15 protein-coding genes and 1 pseudogene are annotated in these 19,643 nt (G+C 70.3%); all 16 read right to left on the bottom strand.

All coding sequences use genetic code 11. The features are described 5' to 3' along the window. Positions 1-19: 19 nt before the first annotated feature. Positions 20-1,009 (bottom strand): hypothetical protein, encoded by a 990-nt coding sequence (locus ACIA8K_RS01120; RefSeq protein ID WP_396053608.1) that lies wholly within the window; start codon positions 1,007-1,009, stop codon positions 20-22. A gap of 50 nt (positions 1,010-1,059) precedes the next feature. Beyond that, entirely contained in the window at positions 1,060-1,893 is an 834-nt protein-coding gene (locus tag ACIA8K_RS01125; RefSeq protein ID WP_396053610.1) for a cytochrome c biogenesis CcdA family protein, read from the bottom strand. Between the two features lie 3 nt (positions 1,894-1,896). Next, positions 1,897-2,448 (bottom strand): redoxin family protein, encoded by a 552-nt coding sequence (locus tag ACIA8K_RS01130; RefSeq protein ID WP_396053612.1) that lies wholly within the window; start codon positions 2,446-2,448, stop codon positions 1,897-1,899. A 148-nt stretch (positions 2,449-2,596) separates the two neighbouring features. Next, a complete protein-coding gene (locus ACIA8K_RS01135) occupies positions 2,597-3,193 on the bottom strand; it encodes a GTP-binding protein (protein ID WP_396053614.1) in 597 nt (198 codons plus the stop codon). After that, a complete protein-coding gene (locus tag ACIA8K_RS01140) occupies positions 3,177-3,641 on the bottom strand; it encodes a DUF742 domain-containing protein (protein WP_396053616.1) in 465 nt (154 codons plus the stop codon). The genes ACIA8K_RS01135 and ACIA8K_RS01140 overlap by 17 nt, the downstream gene beginning before the upstream one ends. After that, positions 3,638-4,063, bottom strand: coding sequence for a roadblock/LC7 domain-containing protein (locus ACIA8K_RS01145; RefSeq protein WP_033340331.1), 426 nt, complete (start codon positions 4,061-4,063; stop codon positions 3,638-3,640). The genes ACIA8K_RS01140 and ACIA8K_RS01145 overlap by 4 nt, the downstream gene beginning before the upstream one ends. Next, on the bottom strand, positions 4,060-6,534 hold the full coding sequence (locus tag ACIA8K_RS01150) for a nitrate- and nitrite sensing domain-containing protein (RefSeq protein ID WP_396053618.1): 2,475 nt from the start codon (positions 6,532-6,534) through the stop codon (positions 4,060-4,062). Before ACIA8K_RS01150 ends, ACIA8K_RS01145 begins: the two co-directional genes overlap by 4 nt. A gap of 188 nt (positions 6,535-6,722) precedes the next feature. Beyond that, complete coding sequence (locus ACIA8K_RS01155) at positions 6,723-7,847, bottom strand: aromatic ring-hydroxylating dioxygenase subunit alpha (protein ID WP_396053620.1); 1,125 nt, start codon at positions 7,845-7,847, stop codon at positions 6,723-6,725. An 86-nt stretch (positions 7,848-7,933) separates the two neighbouring features. Then, positions 7,934-9,070: an N-methyl-L-tryptophan oxidase gene (solA, locus tag ACIA8K_RS01160; protein ID WP_396053622.1), complete on the bottom strand. Its 1,137-nt coding sequence runs from the start codon at positions 9,068-9,070 to the stop codon at positions 7,934-7,936. A gap of 91 nt (positions 9,071-9,161) precedes the next feature. Beyond that, on the bottom strand, positions 9,162-11,528 hold the full coding sequence (locus ACIA8K_RS01165; protein WP_396053624.1) for an FAD-dependent oxidoreductase: 2,367 nt from the start codon (positions 11,526-11,528) through the stop codon (positions 9,162-9,164). Beyond that, positions 11,525-12,466 carry an ABC transporter substrate-binding protein gene (locus tag ACIA8K_RS01170; RefSeq protein WP_396053626.1) on the bottom strand — a complete coding sequence of 314 codons (942 nt, stop codon included), beginning with the start codon at positions 12,464-12,466 and terminating at the stop codon, positions 11,525-11,527. The genes ACIA8K_RS01165 and ACIA8K_RS01170 overlap by 4 nt, the downstream gene beginning before the upstream one ends. A gap of 11 nt (positions 12,467-12,477) precedes the next feature. Continuing rightward, positions 12,478-14,460: an ABC transporter permease gene (locus ACIA8K_RS01175; RefSeq protein ID WP_396053628.1), complete on the bottom strand. Its 1,983-nt coding sequence runs from the start codon at positions 14,458-14,460 to the stop codon at positions 12,478-12,480. 173 nt (positions 14,461-14,633) lie between these two features. Continuing rightward, positions 14,634-15,737, bottom strand: a pseudogene (locus ACIA8K_RS01180) (glycine betaine/L-proline ABC transporter ATP-binding protein); the annotation flags it as partial. Beyond that, positions 15,734-17,278 (bottom strand): GMC family oxidoreductase, encoded by a 1,545-nt coding sequence (locus ACIA8K_RS01185; RefSeq protein ID WP_396053630.1) that lies wholly within the window; start codon positions 17,276-17,278, stop codon positions 15,734-15,736. The pseudogene ACIA8K_RS01180 and the gene ACIA8K_RS01185, both read right to left, overlap by 4 nt. Positions 17,279-17,445: 167 nt before the next feature. After that, positions 17,446-19,026: an MDR family MFS transporter gene (locus ACIA8K_RS01190; RefSeq protein WP_396054456.1), complete on the bottom strand. Its 1,581-nt coding sequence runs from the start codon at positions 19,024-19,026 to the stop codon at positions 17,446-17,448. Between the two features lie 116 nt (positions 19,027-19,142). Beyond that, positions 19,143-19,586 carry a MarR family winged helix-turn-helix transcriptional regulator gene (locus tag ACIA8K_RS01195; RefSeq protein ID WP_396053632.1) on the bottom strand — a complete coding sequence of 148 codons (444 nt, stop codon included), beginning with the start codon at positions 19,584-19,586 and terminating at the stop codon, positions 19,143-19,145. Positions 19,587-19,643 lie beyond the last annotated feature (57 nt).

Genomic DNA, 19,643 nt, shown 5'->3' on the forward strand with positions numbered 1-19,643 from the left:
GCGATCGGCCGAAAACGGCCTAGACCAGATCCTCCGCGGGTACGACAGGGGCCGCCGGATCGTATCGGGCCGTGTGCCGCTGCCAGTCGTAGTTGCCGCGGATCAGCGCGTGCAGTGCCAGCCGGACGTACCTGTCGACTGTCGCGTGCTCGGCCGCGGTCAGCCCGATCGCGGCCGCCGCGGCCGGGAGCAGCGTCTCCAGCGCGGCCAGCTCCGCGAGCAGCAGGTGCACGGTCCGCACGGTCTCCCCCACCGCGGCGTCGCGTGCCTGCCCGGTCGCGTCCTGGAGCACGAGCACCGCGTTGTGCCTGGTGCCGCGCCGTTCCTCCTTCTCCACTGACGCCACGTCGTTGCAGAGCGCCGCGATGTCCGCCACGAGCGATCGGAGTCGATGCAGCAGCGGTGTGTGGAACGCGGCGTCCGGCAGTTCACAGCCCTGCACCCGTTCGGCCAGGTCGAGCACCGGGTACGCCCCGACGGTGGGCCGCCGCCGGTCCAGGTGCTCCGCGACCGTTCCGGCCGGCGCGAACAGTTCCTCCACGAGCACGCCAGCGAAGTAGCCGGCCCAGTCGTGCGCGGCCCGGGCCCGCCACGCCGCGGACATCCCGATGCAGCTGCGCTGCCATACGTCCGCCCAGGCCAGCGTGGCCGGTACCGGGTGCGGGGGCGGGGTGCCGGGCGGCTCGTGCAGCAGTGCCAGCAGTTGCCGGGACGCGGCGACCGCGGCGGCGCGCGGCCCGCCGGGGGCGTCGTCGAACTGGTCGTCGAAGAGGAACAGGAAGCATTGCATGTTGGCCGCGAGGAGCAGGTCGTCGCCGTGTGCGGCCGGGTTGAACCGGGCGGCCAGCTCGGTGAGCCGCCAGCCGAGCACCCGGTCGGCCGCGGCCCGGCTGCGGATCAGGCCGAGGTCACGCGCCCAGTCGAGGGTGCCCGCGGCGGCCTTTTCGATCTCGGGCGGGGCCGGGTCGGACGCCTGGTAGGGAATGTCGAACGTGACGCCCTGTGGCAAGGAGACTCCCGGAAAATATCGATTTCCATCGTCTTACCACAAGAATGTACTCAGTCTCCGACACGAGTTCGGCGGAACAATCCGGTCGCCAGCACGGCCACCAGCAGCGCGCCGAACGCGATCGCGAGCGGCACCACGCCGATCCCCTCCAGTGTGGACACCAGTGACTCCTGCACGCCGAGCGCGGCCTCGACGACCGGGTCCGCGCCGGCCCACCGGGCGTCGTAGAGGACGCGCAGCTCGTACCAGCCGTAGTAGGTCACGTAGAGGCCGGCGAGCGCGAGCAGCACACCGCCGACGCGTGGCGCGACCGCACCGGCCCGGCGTACCCGGGACAGCAGCGACGTGCGGACCAGCGCCACCGCGAGCGCGGTCACGCCGACGACAAGCCCCATGCCGCCCGCGTAGGCGAGGAACAGCACGACCGCGTCACCGCTCAGCGACGCGCCGACGATCGCCAGGAACGGCGCGATCGTGCAGCTCACTGACGCGAGCGCGTAGGCAACGCCGAACAGCGCCATGGACGGCAGCGACCGGGTCAGGGCGGGCGCACGGCGGAGCATCGGCAGGCTCGGCAGTTTCCGCCCGGTGGCGAGCAGCACGCCGAGCACGGCAAGTGTGGCGCCGGAGACGAGCGTGAGCCAGGGCAACCGCGGCTGAAGCCAGCTCGCGGCCGGGGCGAGCGCGATGCCGAGCGTGCCGAACACGGCCACGAACCCGGCCGTCATCGCGAGCGTGGAGGTGAGCGCGCGGGCGGCAGCGGTCCACCGGCCGCCGTTCTCGTCCTCGGAGGCGACAAGCACGGAGAGGTACGCGGGCAGCATCGCGAACCCGCACGGGTTGAACGCCGCGAGCATGCCCGCGGTGAGCGCGAACAGCAGCACGGGTCAGGCCGCCAGCCTGTCGAGCCAGGAGACGAGGTCCTGGTCGTCCAGCCAGCCCTTGTGCACCACCGCACCGGAGGCGTCGATCATGACGTAGTAGGACTGCCGGGTGACCTCGAAGCGCCGCCACAGCTCACCGGCGCCGTCGTTGATCTGCGGGATGACACCTACCTCGTACTTGCTGACGAATGTGTTCATCGCGGCCGTGTCGGTGCTCAGCCCGGCGACACCGATGATCGGCACCCGGCCCGCGTAGCGCGGCGCCTCCTCGGCCACGGCCCAGCTCTGGCTGGCGCAGGTCGCGCACCACGGCGCCCAGAACCAGAGCACGGCCGGCTTGTGCGCGAGCGACGCGCCGTCGAAGGTCTTCCCGTCGAGCGTGGTGCCGGTGAAGGTGAGCAGCTCGGGCACCGGGCCGGTGGGGACCGGCTCCGGGCTGCCCGACACGACGGAAGCGACCGGGGCAGCCGGAACCGGGGCCGCCGACGACGCGGGCGACACCCACTCCTCCGGTGGTGACACGCATGCGCTCAACGCCAGCAGCGCGGCTCCCATGACCAACGCCGTCAACCGCCGTGCCCGCATGCCGCCCCCAGATGTCGCCGAAAACCCACTCAACCCTGAGATACGGGGGGTACGGGTCATCCGGTTCAGACACGGGTCCGGCCGGCACGTGGAGACGTGCCGGCCGGAGCGCGGTGATTCAGCGGGTCGCCATCGCCCGGCCTCGGCCGAGTCGGGCGGCGAGCACCTGTTCGATCAGCGACACCAGGATGGTCTTGACCGATTCCCGGGACCGGGCGTCGCACTCGAGGACCGGCACGTGGTCGGCCACGCCGAGCGCCTCCCGGATCTCCCCGAGGTCGAACCGGGTGATCCGGTCGAACACGTTCACCCCGAGCAGGAACGGGATGTTGTGCTCCTCGAAGTAGTCAAGCGCCGGGAAGCAGTCCTCGATGCGCCGCGTGTCCACGAGCACGACGGCGCCGAGCGCGCCGTCGACCAGGTCGTCCCAGAGGAACGCGAACCGGTCCTGTCCGGGCGTGCCGAACAGGTACAGGACGAGCGACTCGTCGAGGGTGATGCGGCCGAAGTCCAGGGCCACAGTGGTGGTGGTCTTGGCCGCGACCTGTGACGTGTCGTCGATGCCGAGCGACTTTTCGGTCATCTCGGCTTCGGTGATCAGGGGCTCGATCTCGGAAATCGCACTCACGAAGGTGGTCTTTCCGACGCCGAAGCCGCCGCTCACCACGATCTTCACCGAAATCGGTGACGTCAGGCGGCTAGAGGGCGCGTACACGATCCCGGATCCTCTCGATCAGCTCAATGGAAAGCTCGTCCTGCTGTTCGGAGACCTGGATGTACTTCTCGGCAATCAGGTCCCCGACCAGCACACGAGTGACGCCGAGCGGCGTGCGCAGGGCGGCGGCGACGTCCGCGAGGGACATCGGCTGCTGGCAGATCTGGACTATTCGCTCCGCCTCGAACCGCAGCGGCGCGGAGAGCGCCGCAGGCAGTGCGAAGAGCAGCGTCTCGATGCGCAGGTTGTCCGCGAGCGGCCGGGTCCGGCCGCCCGTGACCAGGAACGGCCGGATGATCGGGTCTTCCGTCTCGGAGGGCCCGTCAGCCGCGTGCCTGCCGGATTGGTCGTCCGTCCGGTCCCGGTCCGGCTGCTTCTGCTGTTGCTGCCAGTTCGGGAACATGCGCGGATCCGGCATCCGCAGACCGGACTCGGGGTCGCTTGTCACAGGCCCAGGTGACGTCGGGATTCGGCGATCAGGGCCGGCGTGAGCAGCGAGCCGAAGCGGTCGGTCAGCATGGAGATCTCGTAACCGATCAGGCCGATGTCGCTGTCGCCGGTGGCCACCACGCCGAGCACGCTGCCGCCGGTGATGACGGAGACGAGCAGGAAGCCGCGCTTCATCTCGATCATGATGAGTTTGAGGCCCTCGAACTCGTACTTCTTCGACGCGCTCCGGGCCAGACTGGCCATGCTTGAGACGATCGCGGCGAGGTGGTCGGCCTCGGTCCGGTTCAGCCCGTCGGAGGCGGCGATGAGCAGCCCGTCGGAGGAGACGGCGACCGCGTCCTTGACGCCGTCCGTCTGGTGCACGAAGTTGCCGAGGAGCCAGTTGAACTGGTGCCTGTCGGTCTGAGTGTCGACGCTCATGCGCTGCTACCTCCGCCTTCGGTGCCGTTGTGGTCGTTGGTTCGGACATCGGTCTGCCCGCGCTGCATGCCTGCCCGCAGCGCCGTGAGCCGGTTACGGATCTCACCTGGCGAGGAGTCGACCGCCACCGTGGGCGCGGCCGGCGCGGCCTGTGCCGCCGGCGCCTCGGCCGGGGCTTCGGGCTTGGCCGGACGGGCCGCCCGCTTGCGCAGGCCGTTCCGGGTGCGCTCCACCTCGCCGACGTCGATGCTCCGCGGACGCGGTGATGCCTGCTCCGCGACGGCTTCGGCGGCGGCCTCCGCGGCCACGACCTCCGGGGACGGCGGAACGGTCAGGTACTCGACCACGCTCGGCTTGACCCGGCCGCCGATCGCCAGGTACGGCGCGTCCGGCGACTGGGTCGGCGCTCCGGAGCTGACCAGAGGACGGCTGGTCTCCGGCGCGGCCGGCGCGGGGGCCGGCATCTCCGGGAAGGCCGTCGGCATCGAGGCGGCGAGGTCGGGCTTGCCCTCCCGGCCACCGCTTGCCGTGGCGAGCACGCTCACCGGCAGCAGCACGCGGGCGGTGACGCCGGTGACCGGTGAGGACGCCAGCTTCACCTCCGCGCCCATGTCCCGGGCCAGCTGGCCGACCACATAGTGGCCGAGGTAGCGGGCCGGGGCCGTGATGAAGTCGCCCTCACCACGGAGACGCGCGTTCGCGATCTCGATGTCCTGGTCGGTCATGCCGACGCCCTGGTCGACGATGGCGATCAGGTACTGGTCGCCGACCCGGCGGCCCTGGATCTCCACGTCCGAGTCCGGCGGGGAGAAGGTCAGGCCGTTCTCGATCAGCTCGGCGAGCATGTGTGCGAGGCCGCTGACCACCGCGCCGGCGATGAATGCGTCGTCGATGCGGCGGAACGAGACCCGCCGGTACTCCTCGACCTCGGAGACCGCGGCGCGGATGACGTCCGCGATCGGCAGCGGGGCCGACCACTGGCGCGGGCTGGACGAGCCGACGAGAACCAGGAGGCTCTCGGCGTTCCGTCGCATGCGGGTGGCCAGGTGGTCCAGCTCGAACAGGTTGGCGAGGGCCGACGGGTCGGTTTCCTCCCGCTCAAGCGTGGTGATGAAGCCGAGCTGGCGGCGGAGCAGGTTCTGGTTGCGGCGGCCGAGGTTGGCGAGCGACTCGGTGGTCGACTTGCGCAGCAGTGCCTGCTCGGTGGCCAGGGCGTACGCCGTGGCCTGCACGTGGTCGAACGCGTCGGCCACGGACCGGATCTCGGAGGACGCGCCCCGGGCCAGCCGGACCGGGGTGAGCGGTGGCCGCTCCTCGTCCGGCGACAGCTCCTGGGCGATCGCCACGGCCTGCGGCAGCCGGATCTCGGCGATGTGGTCGGCTTCCTGGGCCAGCGCGTCAAGCGGCCGGGTGATCGACCGGGACGCCAGGATCAGCAGCACGATCGCGGCGGCGATACAGGCCACGACGATGACGCTGAGCAGGATGATCTGGCTCACCGCGAGGGACTGCAGCTCGGAGGCGCGGTCCTGGATCTCGGTGGCCGTGGACCCCTGGACTTCTGTCACTCCGGACAGCAGCGTGGTCATCGCGGACGAGAACAGCTGGGTGTCCGCGAAGATCTCACGACCGTCGGCGGAGGTGTCCGCGATGTCCTCGAAGCGCTCGACGGTCCGGGCCGAGCCGGTGTCGAGCACGCGGGCTAGCGCGTCCCGCTGTTCCTGGGTGGCCTGTCCGGCGAACGCGGTCACTGCCGCGTCCTTCCGGGCGACGAGCGCGGCGTACTCCAGGTAGCTGTTGACGCCGTTGAGCTTGAACGTGCCGCGCAGGAAGACCTCGTTGAGGATTGCGGCCTCCTGGGAGGTGCCCTCCTTCAGCGAGCTGAGCGCGTCGAGCACGGCGACGCTGCGCCGCAGCGACTGGTCGTCCAGCCGGTCCAGCGAGAAGTCGATCGTGTTGAACGAGGTGATCCGGTCGGTGAAGAAGACGAGCGCGCTCCTCAGCTTGATCGAGCGCGCGTCCACCTGCCCTCGGGTCGTGTTGAGCGTGCCGAGGCCGGCGATCGTGGACCGAATCCGGGTGTCGACGTCCCCGTCACCGAGAATGTTCGACACGTCGCGGATCCGGGCGTCGACCGCCTCGCGCGCCGGCGCCAGCCGGGCGGCGACCTGCTCATTGCCGGTGAGCAGACCGGCGCTGATGCCGCGTTCGTCCTGCAGCGCCTGTACCAGCGACTGCACGGCGACGGCGAGCGTGACCGCCCGGGTGGTTTCCCGGGCATCGTTGAAGTCCCGGACCTCGCCGATGACGACGACGCCGAGAAGGGCAAGAACACCGGCGAGCGGGACCGCCAGAAGCACGGCGAGGCGCTGACGGATCGGGCGGCCCTGCCGGAGCTTCTGCCCCGGCGTGGTGACGCCCGATCCGCGACCAGGCCTGAGAATCCCGCTCAGCCGCGATGTGCGTTGCACGGCTGCACTCAACACCGACCTCCAGTTAACAGACGCGGACATCGGCTACCTCCCGGTACGGGACCGGGCCGCATCAGCTGTGGCGGTCTAGGTGGCCTGGGTTGCAGTTCGACAGGAATCACGCGTCTCTTAGGGATGCGGGAGCCTATTTCGGAACAATGAACTGCGAACCGCCAGTAATTGAGTCGTCACTCACTGTTGAGTTTACGCGTCACCCAGTCATGAAACTCCGTTATGTGATGTTCGCTCGGCACCAGCACACCACCGGCCGCGTACGCCCGGGACGACATCGCGGGCTGGCAGCGCTCACACGCGTCGAAGTCCTGCCGGTTCACCCGGTCGAACAGCTCCACCGAGCGGCTCACGTCGCGGCCCTCGGCCACCACCTGCGGCAGGTAGAGCCAGTCGCACTCGACGAGCGTCCGGTCGGCCGCGAGCGGAAACATCCGGTGCATGATCACGTGGTCCGGCACCAGGTTGATGAACACCTGCGGTTTGATGGTGATCGCGAAGTACCGCCGGTCCTGCGCCTCGTCCACCGTCGGGATGCGGTCCAGGCCCGCGCTGCCGTCGACGGTGAACCCCTCGATCCGCGGTCCGAACTCCGCGCCGTGCCCGACGAACGACTGTGCCGCGTACCCCCGGGAGAACTCCGGCAGCACGTCGACAAGTTCCGGGTGGATGGTCGCGCAGTGGTAGCACTCCATGAAGTTCTCGATGATCAGTTTCCAGTTCGCCCGCACGTCGTAGCTGATCCGGCGGCCGACCGCGAGGTCCGCGATCTGGTAGTTGCCGATCTTCTCCGCGTCGCCGAGCCGTTCCGTGCACGCGCCGACCACGTCCTCCTCGAACGACGGCGGCGCGTCCGCAAGGCACACCCACACGTAGCCGAGCCACTCCCGTACCGCCACCGTGACCAGGCCGAACTCGGTGCGGTCGATGTCCGGCATGGTCGCCAGGTTCGGCGCGGACGCCAACCGGCCGTCCAGGTCGTAGGACCAGGCGTGGTAGGGGCACCGGAACGTGCGCCTGACCTCGCCGGACTCCTCCGTGCACAGCGTCGCGCCGCGGTGCCGGCAGACGTTGAGGAACGCGCGCGCCGCACCGTCCCGGGAGCGCGTGACGAGCACGCTCTCCCGCCCCACTGTCACAGTCCGGAACTGCCCGGGCCGGCCGATCTCGCTCGACCGGACCACGCAGAACCACATCGCCTCGAAGATGTCCCGCTGTTCCCGCGCGAACACCTCCGGATCCGTGTAGAGGCGTCCGGGCAGCGTCGGCTGCAGACTCGGCGGCAGGCTCACGATCGACATCAGCACACCTCTCTCGATCAAGATCACCATCAAGGGCCGGCGGGGGTACGGTCTTCAAGTCCGGTCAGGGGCGGGTGGTCGGGGGGTCAGAGCGCCCTTTTCGGGTCGAACAGTGCGATCGGGTGCGCGGTCGTGCCGGTGAGGGCCAGGTCTGCCAGGATCTCGCCGACCACAGGCACGAACTTGAAGCCGTGCCCGGAGAAGCCGCACGCCACGGTCACGGTCGCGTGCTCCGGGTGCGCCGCGATGACGAAGTGCTCATCAGGCGTGTTCGTGTACATGCAGGTCTTGGCGCGCAGGAACCGCCCGGCCGCGCCCGGCAGCACCCGGCCCAGGTGCGCGCGAACCGTCTCGATCTCATCCGGGTGCACCTCGCGGTCGATCGTCTCCGGCGTGCAGACCTCGCCCTTGCGGAAGAACGCCACCTTCACACCGCCGTCCGGCCCGTCCAGCGCGGGGAAGCCGTAGATCTGGGTGCCGTCCGCGTCCTCCCAGATCCAGATCGGGTGCCGGTCCAGCCCGAAGTCCGCGATCGGCGTGCGCGGCGCGAACCAGTACTGCACCTGTCGCTCCACCACGAGGCGCACGCCCAGGTCGGCGAGCATGCGCGGCGCCCACGCGCCGGGTGCGACCACCAGGTGCCCGGCCTCGTACACGCCCGCCTCGGTGGTGACCCGGACGCCGCCGCCGGTCGCCGTCCACTCGATCGCCGGTTCACCGAACCGCAGGTCGGCGCCGGCGCGTGCGGCGAGCGCCAGGTGCGCGCGGACCGTGTCCTCCGGGCGGACCAGGCCGGCCTTCGCCTCATAGAGCGCCACGTCGTCCGGACCGGGATTGAGCGTAGGGAAGCGGCGGCGCAGCTCGGGGGCGTCGAGCATCTCGTGCGCCAGGCCCCACTGCTCCGCGCTGCGCCGTGACCCGGCGACCGTGCGGCTGCCGGCCGGCCCGATCATGAGGCCACCGGTAAGCGTGATCACGTCCGCGCCGGAGTCCCGGGACAGCCGGTCCCACAATTCATAGGCCCGGAGCAGCAGGGGTACGTACGCGGGGTCCTCGAAGTACGACTGGCGGGTGATCCGGGACCCGCCGTGGCTGGCGCCCTGGTCGTGTGCCGGGCCGAACCGCTCCAGCCCGAGCACCCGCTGCCCGCGCGCGGCCAGGTGACAGGCGGCGGCGCTGCCCATGCCCCCGAGTCCCAGCACGATCACGTCATACGTCGGCATTCGCGTCCTCTCGCCGTCCCTGCTGCCGCCCCGGCCCCGCCCCTTCATCGGGCTGACGGCCGTACCACGGATGGACCTTGATCTTGATGTCTCAGAGCCGGAGGCGCGAGCCCTTCGGGTCGAAGAGCGGCTCGGCCGCCACAGTCGCCGTGATGCGCCTGCCGAAGTAGTCGATCTCCACAGGCGTGCCGGGCGTGCTCGCGGCCGTGGGCAGCCAGGCGTAGGCGATCGACCTGCCGATCGTGTAACCCCAGGCCGCGCTGGTGACGTAACCGGCGGTGGCGCCGTTCACGAACACCGGTTCCTTGCCCATCAGCACCTGGTCACCGTCGATCAGCAGGCAGCTGAGCCGTCGTTCCGGCGTTTCCCTGCCGCGCAGCGCGTCGTGTCCCGGGTAGGTTCCGGGCTTGACCGCGAAGCCGAGACCGGCCTGGTAGGGGTCGTGCTCGGTGGTCATGTCGACGCCCCAGGCGCGGTAGCCCTTCTCCAGGCGGAGGCTCGTGAACGCGCTGCGACCGGCCGCGACCAGGCCGAACTCTCCTCCGGCACGCCACAGCACGTCCCACAGCCGCAGTCCGAGGTCCGCGCTCGTGTACAGCTCCCAGCCGAGCTCGCCGACGTAGGAGACGCGAAGCATGGTGACCGGCACGCCGCCCAGGTGCGCGCGGCGCGCCGTGAAGTAGCCGAAGCTCAGGTCGTCGTCGGTGATCGACGCGGCAAGCTCGCGTGCCCGCGGCCCCCACAGGCCGATGCAGCAGGTGCCGGGCGTGAGATCGTCGACGCGCACGTCCGGCGGCGCGTGCCGGGCCAGGTGGTCGAGGTCGAGGTTGCCGTTCGCGCCGACCTGGAACCGGTCCTCGGCCAGCCGGGCCACGGTCAGGTCGCTACGGATGCCGCCCGCCTGGTCGAGCATCAGCGTGTACGTGACCGAGCCGACCGCACGATCCACGTCTTTGCTCGTCATCGCGGTGAGATAGGCGGCGGCGCCGGGGCCGGTGACCGCGAGCCGCTTGAGCGCGGTCATGTCGAACAGCGCCACCGACTCCCGGGCCGCCCGCGCCTCCGCACCCGCGATCGGCGACCAGAAACGCGCGGACCACTCGTCCCGGTCCGGCAGCTCCGGGCGGGGCAGGCCCGCGTTCGCCCCGTACCACTGCGGGCGCTCCCAGCCGGACGCCTCCAGGAAGACCGCCCCCAGATCGCATTGCCGCTTGTGGAACGGGCTCACCCGGAGTGGGCGGGCCTTCGCGGGCGGGTCCAGCGGGTGGATGATGTCGTAGACCTCGACGAAGCTCTGCGCACTGCGTTCGGCCACGTAGTCCGGGGCCAGCTGCGGCTCCTCGAAGCGGTGCAGGTCGGCCTCGTGCAGGTCCAGGCTGGGGCGGCCGTCGACGAGCCACTCCGCGACCGCGCGGGCGGCACCTGCCGAGTGCGTCACCCAGATCGCCTCGGCCAGCCAGAAGCCGCGCAGCTGCCGGGACTCGCCGAGCAGCGGGAAGCCGTCGGCGGTGAAGGAGAAGACGCCGTTGAAGCCTTCCCGCCGCTCCGGGATCCCCGGCAGCAGCCGTTTCGCGTCCTCGAACGCGGGGGCGAAGTCGTCGGGTGTGAACGGCAGCATGCTCGGCATCGGCTCGGGGGTGGTCTCGGTGAGGTCGAGCGTGACCGGGATCGGGCGGTGGCTGTAGGAGCCGATGCCGAGGCGGCCGTCGTTGTAGCCGCGGAAGTACAGGTCACGGTCCTGGTGGCGGAGGATCGGCAGGTCGCCTCCGGCTCCGGCGGGACCGGTCGTCGCGTACTGGTGGGCCATCGGGAGCAGCGGCACGGGCTGGCCCACAAGCGCGCCGACGGCCGGGCCCCAGAAACCGGCGCAGGAGACCACGACGTCCGCTGGCCACCGGGTGCCGTCCTCGGTGCGGACGCCGGTGACCCTGCCGCCACTTTGATCAACTGCGATGACCTTCTGCCGGGGTACGAATCGGGCGCCCCGCTCCACGGCCAGGCGGGCCTGCGCCTCGCCTGCCGTGACCGCGCGCACCAGGCCGTCGCCGGGAACGTGCAGCGCGCTCTTCACCAGGGCCGGGTTGAGCAGCGGGAACAGCTTGACGGCCGCCTCGCCGGAGATCAGCCGCGCCTCGATCCCCCACGAGGTGGCGAACCCGTGGCGTCGTTTCAGCTCCGCGACCCGTGCCTCGGTGGTGGCCACCTCCAGGCCGCCCACCCGGTCGAAAGCGTGTATCCCGGCATACTTGGCCACCGTGTAGCGCGCCATCTCGGCAAGCGTCTTCGACGGGTTCGTCTGGAAGACCAGGCCTGGCGCGTGTGAACTGGAGCCGCCGGCCGCGAAGAGCGGGCCGCGCTCAAGCACCGTCACGCCGGTCCAGCCGCGCCGGGTCAGCTCCTCGGCGAGCGCGCAGCCGACGATGCCGGCCCCGATGATCACGACACGTGGGCTGCTCATGCCGCCGGGATCCAGGGCCTCCAGGTGGACTCGTGCTCCGCGACCCACTTCGCGGCCGCCGCGTCCGCGGTCATGCCCTGGTTCGTGATGTAGTCAGCCACCAGGTTCTGATCCTCGTTCGTCCAGGAGAAGTTCTTGACAAGCGTGTACGCGTCGCCGCCGGTGTCCTGGAACGTCTTCGACGCGATCTTGTCCAGCGCGTAGGCCGGGTAGTCGCAGGCGACCTTGGCCGCGTCCGTGTCACACCCCTGGGTCCACGCCGGCAGCGTCACCCGCGCGAAACTCAGCTGCGAGAACAGCCACTGCGGCTCGTAGAAGTAGAAAAGCAGTGGCTTCTGCTGCGCGGTCGCCTGCTGGGCCGCCTTGATCAGCGCGGCCTCGCCACCGGAGTAGACCACCTTGTAGTTCAGGTTCAGGTTCGTCACCAGCGCCTCGTCATGGGTGACGAACGACGGGTCGCCGGAGAGCATCTGCCCCTTGTCGCCGGACTCGGACGTCTTGAACAGGTCCGCGTACTTGTTGAGGTTGTTCCAGTCAGTGATGTCCGGGTACTTGTCGGCCATCCACTGCGGGACGTACCAGCCAATCGCGCCCTGGTTGCCGGTCGGGCCCACAGTGACCGCGACCTTCTTCTCGTCGATGTAGGTCTTCTTCAGATCGTCGTGGCCCCAGTTCTCCACGATCACGTCGACCTCGCCGGTCTCGAAACCCTGCCAGGCCACCTCCTCCTTGAGGCTTTTCTCCTCGACCGTGTAGCCCATCTCCTTCTCAAGCAGATGGGTGAGGACCGCGGCGTTCGCCTCGTACCCGACCCAGGCGTTGATCGCGATGTTGACAGTGCTCTTGTCCGGCTCGTCCCCGGCGCCCGACGACACGCCACCACACGCGGCGGTAAGCGTGAGGGTGGCGGCGATCGCGGCGACTTTCCCGATTCTCATGCGGGTTCCTCTCAGTGGGAGGGTCTGACGGCTGGGCGACCGGCGCCCTGGGTGAGACGGTCGAGAAGCACGCCGAGCAGCACGATCGCCAGCCCGGCCGCGAAACCCCTGCCGAAGTCGGAACGCTGCGCGAAGCCCGCGACCACGTCGTATCCGAGTGCGCCCGCGCCGACCAGCCCGCCGACCACGACCATCGCGAGCGTCATGACGATCCCCTGGTTCGCGGCGAGCAACAGCGCGGGCCGGGCCACCGGCAGCTGCACCTTCCAGAGCAGCTGGGCAGGGGTGGAGCCGGCCGACCTGGCGGCCTCGACCACCGTCTCGGGTACGTCCCGGAGGCCGCGCTCGACCAGGCGCACCACCGGCGGCACCGCGTAGATCACCGACGCGGCGATCGCGGTGAACCGGCTGGCCCCGAAGAGCGCGACCGCGGGCAGCAGGTAGACGAACGACGGCATGGTCTGCGCCGCGTCAAGCACCGGCCGCAGCAGCCGGCCGGCCAGATCGCTTCGCGCGGTCCACACGCCGAGCGCCACACCCGCGAGAAGCGTCAACACGGTCGCCAGCAGCACGGTCGCAAGCGTCTCCATCGTGTGCTGCCAGAGCCCGAGCAGCGCGATCCCGGCCAGCGCGCCGACCGCGATCAGCGCGGCGCGGACGCCGCTGACCAGCAGCCCGAGCGCGAGCACGGCCAGGATGATCAACCAGAACGGCGACCGGGTGAGCACGTCCTGCAGCGGATTGAGCACCCCGGCGGTGAGCACGTTCTTGACGGCCTCTGTGACCGGGTACAGGTGCAGCTCGATCCACCCGACGAGATCGTTCACCACAGGCGCGAACGACCACCGCACCGCCTCCGGAAACTCACTCCCGCCGTTGATCAGCGCGCCGACCAGGCCGATCACTGCGGCGGACGCCCACGGCAACCAGCGCCGGACGCCGGACGCCTCATGCCAGGCGGCAATCGAGCGCCAGGCAGCGGTCGAGCGCCAGCCGGCAGCCGGGCGCCGGGGCTCGTGCCGGGTGGCGTCGGCGCGGTCGGCCGCGTGGGAGGTGATCCGGTCCAGCACGATTGCCATCACCACGATCGCGACGCCCGCGTCGAAGGCCAGGCCCACGTTGACCCGTTCCAGCGCGCGGATGATCACCTGGCCGAGGCCGGGCGCGTCGATAAGCGCGGTCACCACGACCATGGAGAGCGCCATCATGATCGTCTGGTTGACCGCGAGCACGATCGCGCGCCGGGCCATCGGCAGTTGCACGCCGCGCAGCACCTGCCACCGGGTCGCACCGATCGAGGTGGCCGCCTCGACAGTGGTCGCGGAGACGCCGCGGATGCCGAGCGCGCTGATCCGGATCGCCGGTGGGATCGCGTAGATCAGCGTGGCCAGCACGGACGCGGGCTCGCCGATCAGGAACAACAGGGTCATCGGCGCCAGGTACGCGAACGCCGGCATGATCTGCATGACGTCAAGCAGCGGATCGAGAACGGCCCGGACCGCGTTGCTGCGCGCGGACAGCACGCCGAGCGGCAGCCCGATCAGCACCGCCAGCAGCACCGCGGAGAGCGTGAGCGCAAGCGTGTCGACGCTCTCCTCCCAGAGCCCGAGCACGCCGAACGCCAGGAATCCCGCCACCGTGCCCAGCGCGATCCGCCGGCCGGCCAGCACGGCTGCGAGCGCCCCGGCAACCGTGGTCAGCCCGACCCAGCCGAGCCCGGTCAGCAGGCTCTGCACGCCGCCGACAAGCAGCGATACGCCGAAGCGCAGGTAGTTCACAAGGAACAGGAAGATCGGGTTGACGTCCCGGTTGTCGTCGACCCAGTCGCGGAGGTCCGTGAAGATCCGGAAGGCGGCCGCGTCGTTGTCGTGCGGCAGCGTCGCCTGGCCGCGCAGCAGCGCATATCCGGCCACGACCAGCACGACAACAGCACCGAACAGCGCGCCCCGCCCGGGCCGCCAAACGATCCGGGGCGGTGCCGGGACCGCGGTCACGCCACCGCCTCCGCGGACTTCCCGGCCGGCGCGCCGGTCCCGCCCTCCGCCGCCCCTCCACCTGTAGCCGGCTCCGCCCCTGCGCCACCTGTGGCCCGCTCCGCCGCCCCTCCAGGTGTGGCCGGCTCCCCCGCGGTTATCGGCCCGTCGCCGAAAGCGGGAAGCCTGGGTGCGGCTGCGGCGGCCGTTCCGGCCAGGACTGCCAGGATCACGTCGCGGTCGATCACGCCGAGCAGCGTGTCGCCGTCAGTGACCAGGATCGGCTGGCCGGCGCGCAGTACCGTCCCGATCGCGTCTCGGATCAGCAGTGTGCCGGGTACCGACGGGCCGTCGAGCGGCTCGTCCGGCGTGGGTGGCCGGGCGATCCAGCGGCAGGTGAGCACGTCCGCGCGGGCCACGTCACGGACGAAGTCGGCGACGTAGGCGTCAGCTGGCGCGCCGACCAGGTCCTCCGGCGTGCCGACCTGAACCAGCTCGCCGTCGCGCATGACAGCGATCCGGTCGCCGAGTTTCAGGGCCTCGGACAGGTCGTGGGTGATGAAGACCATGGTCTTGCCGACCTCGGCGTGCAGGCGGGTCACCTCAGCCTGCATGTCGCGGCGGATCAGCGGGTCGAGCGCGCTGAACGGCTCGTCGAAGAGCAGCACGCCCGGGTCGGTGGCGAGCGCGCGGGCCAGGCCGACGCGCTGCTGCATGCCGCCGGAGAGCTGGTCGGGGTAGTTGTCCGCGTAGCCGTCCAGGCCGACAAGGCTCAGCACCTCGCCGGCCCGCGCGCGTCGTTCCGCCCGGGGGACGCCCTGGATCTCCAGGCCGTACGCGATGTTGTCGATCACCCGGCGGTGTGGGAGCAGCCCGAAGTGCTGGAACACCATCGCGACCTCGTGCCGGCGCAGGTGCAGCAGCGCCCGCCGGCCCATGCCGGTGACCTCCCCGCCGCCGATGTGGACCTCGCCGCCGGTCGGCTCGATCAGCCGGGTGAGGCAGCGGACCAGCGTGGACTTCCCGCTGCCGGACAGGCCCATGACGACGAAGACCTCGCCCGGCGCGACAGTGAACCCGACGTCGCGGACCGCCACCAGGCAGCCGTGCCGGTCCCGGAGCTCGGCGCGGGTCAGCGCGCTGCCGACGTGCTTGGCGGCACCGGGGCCGAAGATCTTCCAGAGGTGCCGTACCGAGATCGAGCCTTCTTCGCCTCGGTGCGCCGGAGCCGCAGGCCTCTGCGAGGTGGCGGTCGTTCTGCCGGGTCTGCGGTCGCTCGCTGCCACGTCGCCGTTCATCCTGGCTCCTTCGCCGGGCGGATCAGGTCGGCCGCGCGCTCGCCGGCCAGCAGCACCATGACCATCGGGTTGACGCTCGTCATGGTGGGGAAGATCGAGGCGTCCGCGACGCGCAGGTTGGTGGCGCCGCGCAGTCGCAGGTCCGGGCCGACGACGGCGAGCGGGTCGTCCGGCGCGCCCATCCGGCAGGTGCCGGCCGGGTGGTAGACGGTGTGGTGCACGGCCCGGCCGTACGCGGACAGCTCCGCCGCCGTGGTCAGCGCCGGGCCGGGTGCGATCTCCCGCGCGATCCACTCCCGGAACGGGCCGGTGGCGGCGACCTCGCGGGCCAGGCGCAGACCGTCCACAATGGTCTGCTCGTCGTAGCCGTCCGGGTCGGTGAAGTAGCGGAAGTCGAGCGCGGGCTTGGTGTCCGGGTTCGCGTCGTGCAGCCACAGCCGGCCGGATGAGCGGGGCCGTGGCACGTTGGGCGTCATGCCGAAGCCGTGTGCGGGCACGTCGTATCCGAGGCGGGCGGTGTTGAACGTGAACGGGATCTGGTAGAGGTGGAACATCAGGTCCGGCCGGTCCGTACGGGAATCGCGGCGGACGAAAAGACCGGCGTCCGCGTCCATCGCACTGTTCGCCGGGACCGGGCGGGACGCCTCCCACAGGATCAGCGACTCGGGGTGGTCGAGCAGGTGCTCGCCGACGCCGGGCAGGTCGATCGCCACCTCGATGCCGAGTTCCGCGAGCGAGGCGGCCGGGCCGACGCCGGAGAGCAGCAGCAGGCGCGGTGTGTCGATCGCGCCGGCGGAGAGCACGTACTCCCGGGTCGCCCGGATCACGCCGAGCGTGCCGTCCGCGCCTCTCACCCGTACCCCGGTGACCTGATCTTGATCTAGATCCAGCTTGTAGGCCCAGGTGGAGGTGCGGATCGCCAGGTTGGGACGGTCCAGGTGAGGGTGCAGGTAGGCGACGGACGCGGAGCTGCGCAGGCCTGTGGCGCCGTGATATCCGAGCGGGAAGAAGCCGGTCCCGTCCACGAACGGCGCGTCATTGAAGTTCTTGTGCACTGGTACGCCGAGCGCCTGCGCGGCCGACTCCACGAACGCCCTGCTCAGGCCGTTGCGGTCGGCCTCGGCGACCGGCTCGATGTGGATCGCCAGGCGCTCCCAGTACGGCAGCATGTCCTGGTAGTCCCACCCGGCCGCACCTGCCGCGACCCAGTCCGCGAAGTCACCCGGCGGCGGCAGGAAGCTGATCATCGTGTTGTGCGACGAGCAGCCGCCGAGCACCTTGGCGCGGGAATGCCGGATGTGCGAATTCCCCCGCGGCTGCGGGACCGCGCCGTAGTCGTAGTCGAACTCGGTCTCGAGCAGGTTGATCCAGTTCCTCAGGCGGAGAATGCGCTCGTCGCCGACGTCGCTGGGGCCGCCCTCGATCAGGCACACGCGCAGCGCCGGGTCCTCGCTCAGCCGCCCGGCGATGACCGAGCCGGCCGTGCCACCGCCCACGATCACGATGTCGAAGATGTCGGATGAGTCGTCGGAACCGGCCACAGAACACCTCTATCCGTGAGGATTTGGTGCTGATCACAACGCTGCGCCTACGTCGCAACAGCATCGAGTGACGGGCCGCCAACGTCAACAGATATCGATGACTTTTACCGGATGGAAACGAGACGACCCCGCGACCTGGTGGTCGCGGGGCCGCTGCGGGGTGAATCTCAGACCTTCGCCACCTGCTGCGGTTCCGGCGCGACCGCACGCTTCTCGCCCAGGTCCAGGCTGGACCGGAGCGTGGTCGGCTTGAGGAACACCGCGGCCACGATGCCGATCACGCCGATCGCGGCGGAGATCAGGAAGATGTGGCCTGTCGCATCGCCGTAGGCAGCCCGCACGATGTCCTGCACCGCCGGCGGCAGCGCGGCAAGGTTGAGCGCGCTGGTGCCGCCGTTGCCACCGGCCGGGATGCCGGCCGCGGTCAGGTCACGGGTGATCGACTCGGTGACGCGGCGGGCCAGCACCGCGCCGAGCACCGAGACGCCGACCGTGCCGCCGAGCGAGCGGAAGAACGTGACTGTCGCGCTGGCCGCGCCGATGTCCTTGAGCGGCACGTCGTTCTGCACGGCGAGGATCAGGTTCTGCATGGAGAGGCCGACGCCGGTGCCGACAAGCAACATGGCGCCGCCGACCAGGTAGAGCGACGTCTGGTGGTCGATCGTGGACAACGCCAGGAAGCCGATGACGAGCACGATCGTACCCGTGAGGATGTAGGGCTTGACGTTTCCGCTCTTGGTGATCATGCGGCCCGCGATGATCGACGAGACCAGCACGCCGGCCATCATCGGGATGGTGAGCAGACCGGCCTCGGTCGGGCTGTAACCGCGCCCGATCTGGAAGTACTGGCCGAGGAAGACCGCGCCGCCGAACATCGCCATGCCGACCGCGAGGCTGGCCAGGATGGACAGGGCCGGCGTGCGCTGCCGCACGATGGTCAGCGGAACGATCGGCTCCTTGACCCGCGACTCCACCCAGACCGCCGCCGCCAGCAGCGCCAGGCCCACGCCGACCATCGCACCCGTCTGCCAGGAGAACCAGCCGAACGAGTCGTCCACGAACGAGATCCAGACCAGGACGGTGCTGACGCCGGCCGCGATCAGCGACGCGCCCAGGTAGTCGATCTTCACGTTGTCCCGCTTGAGCACCGGCAGCTTGAGCGTCGCCTGCAGCAGGAACAGCGAGACCAGCGCGAACGGGATGCCTGCGAAGAAGCACCAGCGCCAGCCGAGCCAGTCGGTGTCCACGATCACGCCGCCGATAAGCGGGCCGCCGACCGTGGCCAGCGCCATCACGCCGCCGAGGTAGCCGTTGTAGCGCCCGCGCTCCCGCGGCGGGATCATCGCGGCGATCGCCACCTGCACCAGCGCCTGGAGGCCGCCGACGCCGATGCCCATGAACGCGCGGGCCGCGATCAGCTGCGGCGTGTCCTGTGCGAAGCCGCTGATGATCGAACCGAGCACGAAGATCACGATGGAGATCTGGATCAGCGACTTCTTGCTGATCAGGTCCGCCAGCTTGCCCCAGATCGGGGTGGTGACCGTCGAGGTGAGCAGCGTCGCGGTGACGACCCAGGTGTACTGGGTCTGGGTGCCGTTGAGCGCGCCGATGATCTGCGGCAGCGCGTTGGAGACGATCGTGGCGCTGAGCATCGCCACGAAGAGCGCCAGCAGCAGACCGCTGAGCGCCTCAAGGATCTGGCGGTGACTCATGGCCTCCGCGGGCGGAGTAGAGCCTGCGGCGCTCATCGCACCTGAGGCTTGGGTGCTCATCGCACCGGAGGCTGCGGTGCTCATCGCACCGGGGTTTTGGGCGCTCATCGCACCGGAGGCTTGGGTGCTCATCGCACCGGGGGTTTGGGCGCTCATCGCGCGTCCTCCCTGGACAGGTAGTCGGTCATGTCTCGCGAGAAGCGGGCGAGAAGTGCGGTGAAGTCGGCGATCTCCACGGGGGTCCAGTCGCTGAGGGCTTCCGTGATGACCCGGCCGTACCAGGCGTTCATCTCGGCGAGCGCCTCCCGGCCGGGCGGCGTCACGGCCAGCACGCTGGCGCGGCGGTCCTCAGGATCCGGCGCCCGCTCCACGAAACCGAGCGTGACCAGCTGCGCGACCGCGCGGCTGACAGTCGACGGATCGAGGAAGGTGCGGGCGGCCAGCTCCTTCGAGTGGCACTCCGCGCCGCTGAGCCGGTCCAGTTCCCCAAGAAGACCGACAAGCCCCGGGGGTACGCCCGGGGAGGGCCGGATCTGCTTGGCGAGCCGCAGCACGCGCTGCTGCTCCTGCATCCGGCGGATCAGCTCGGTCTCCATAAGGACCGCCCCTCATGTGGTTGTCACATGCAAGCATCCGCCGAACGTGCCCACTGC

It is taken from the genome of Catenuloplanes sp. NPDC051500 (assembly GCF_044454585.1).
In the GTDB taxonomy this organism is placed as follows: Bacteria; Actinomycetota; Actinomycetes; order Mycobacteriales; family Micromonosporaceae; genus Catenuloplanes.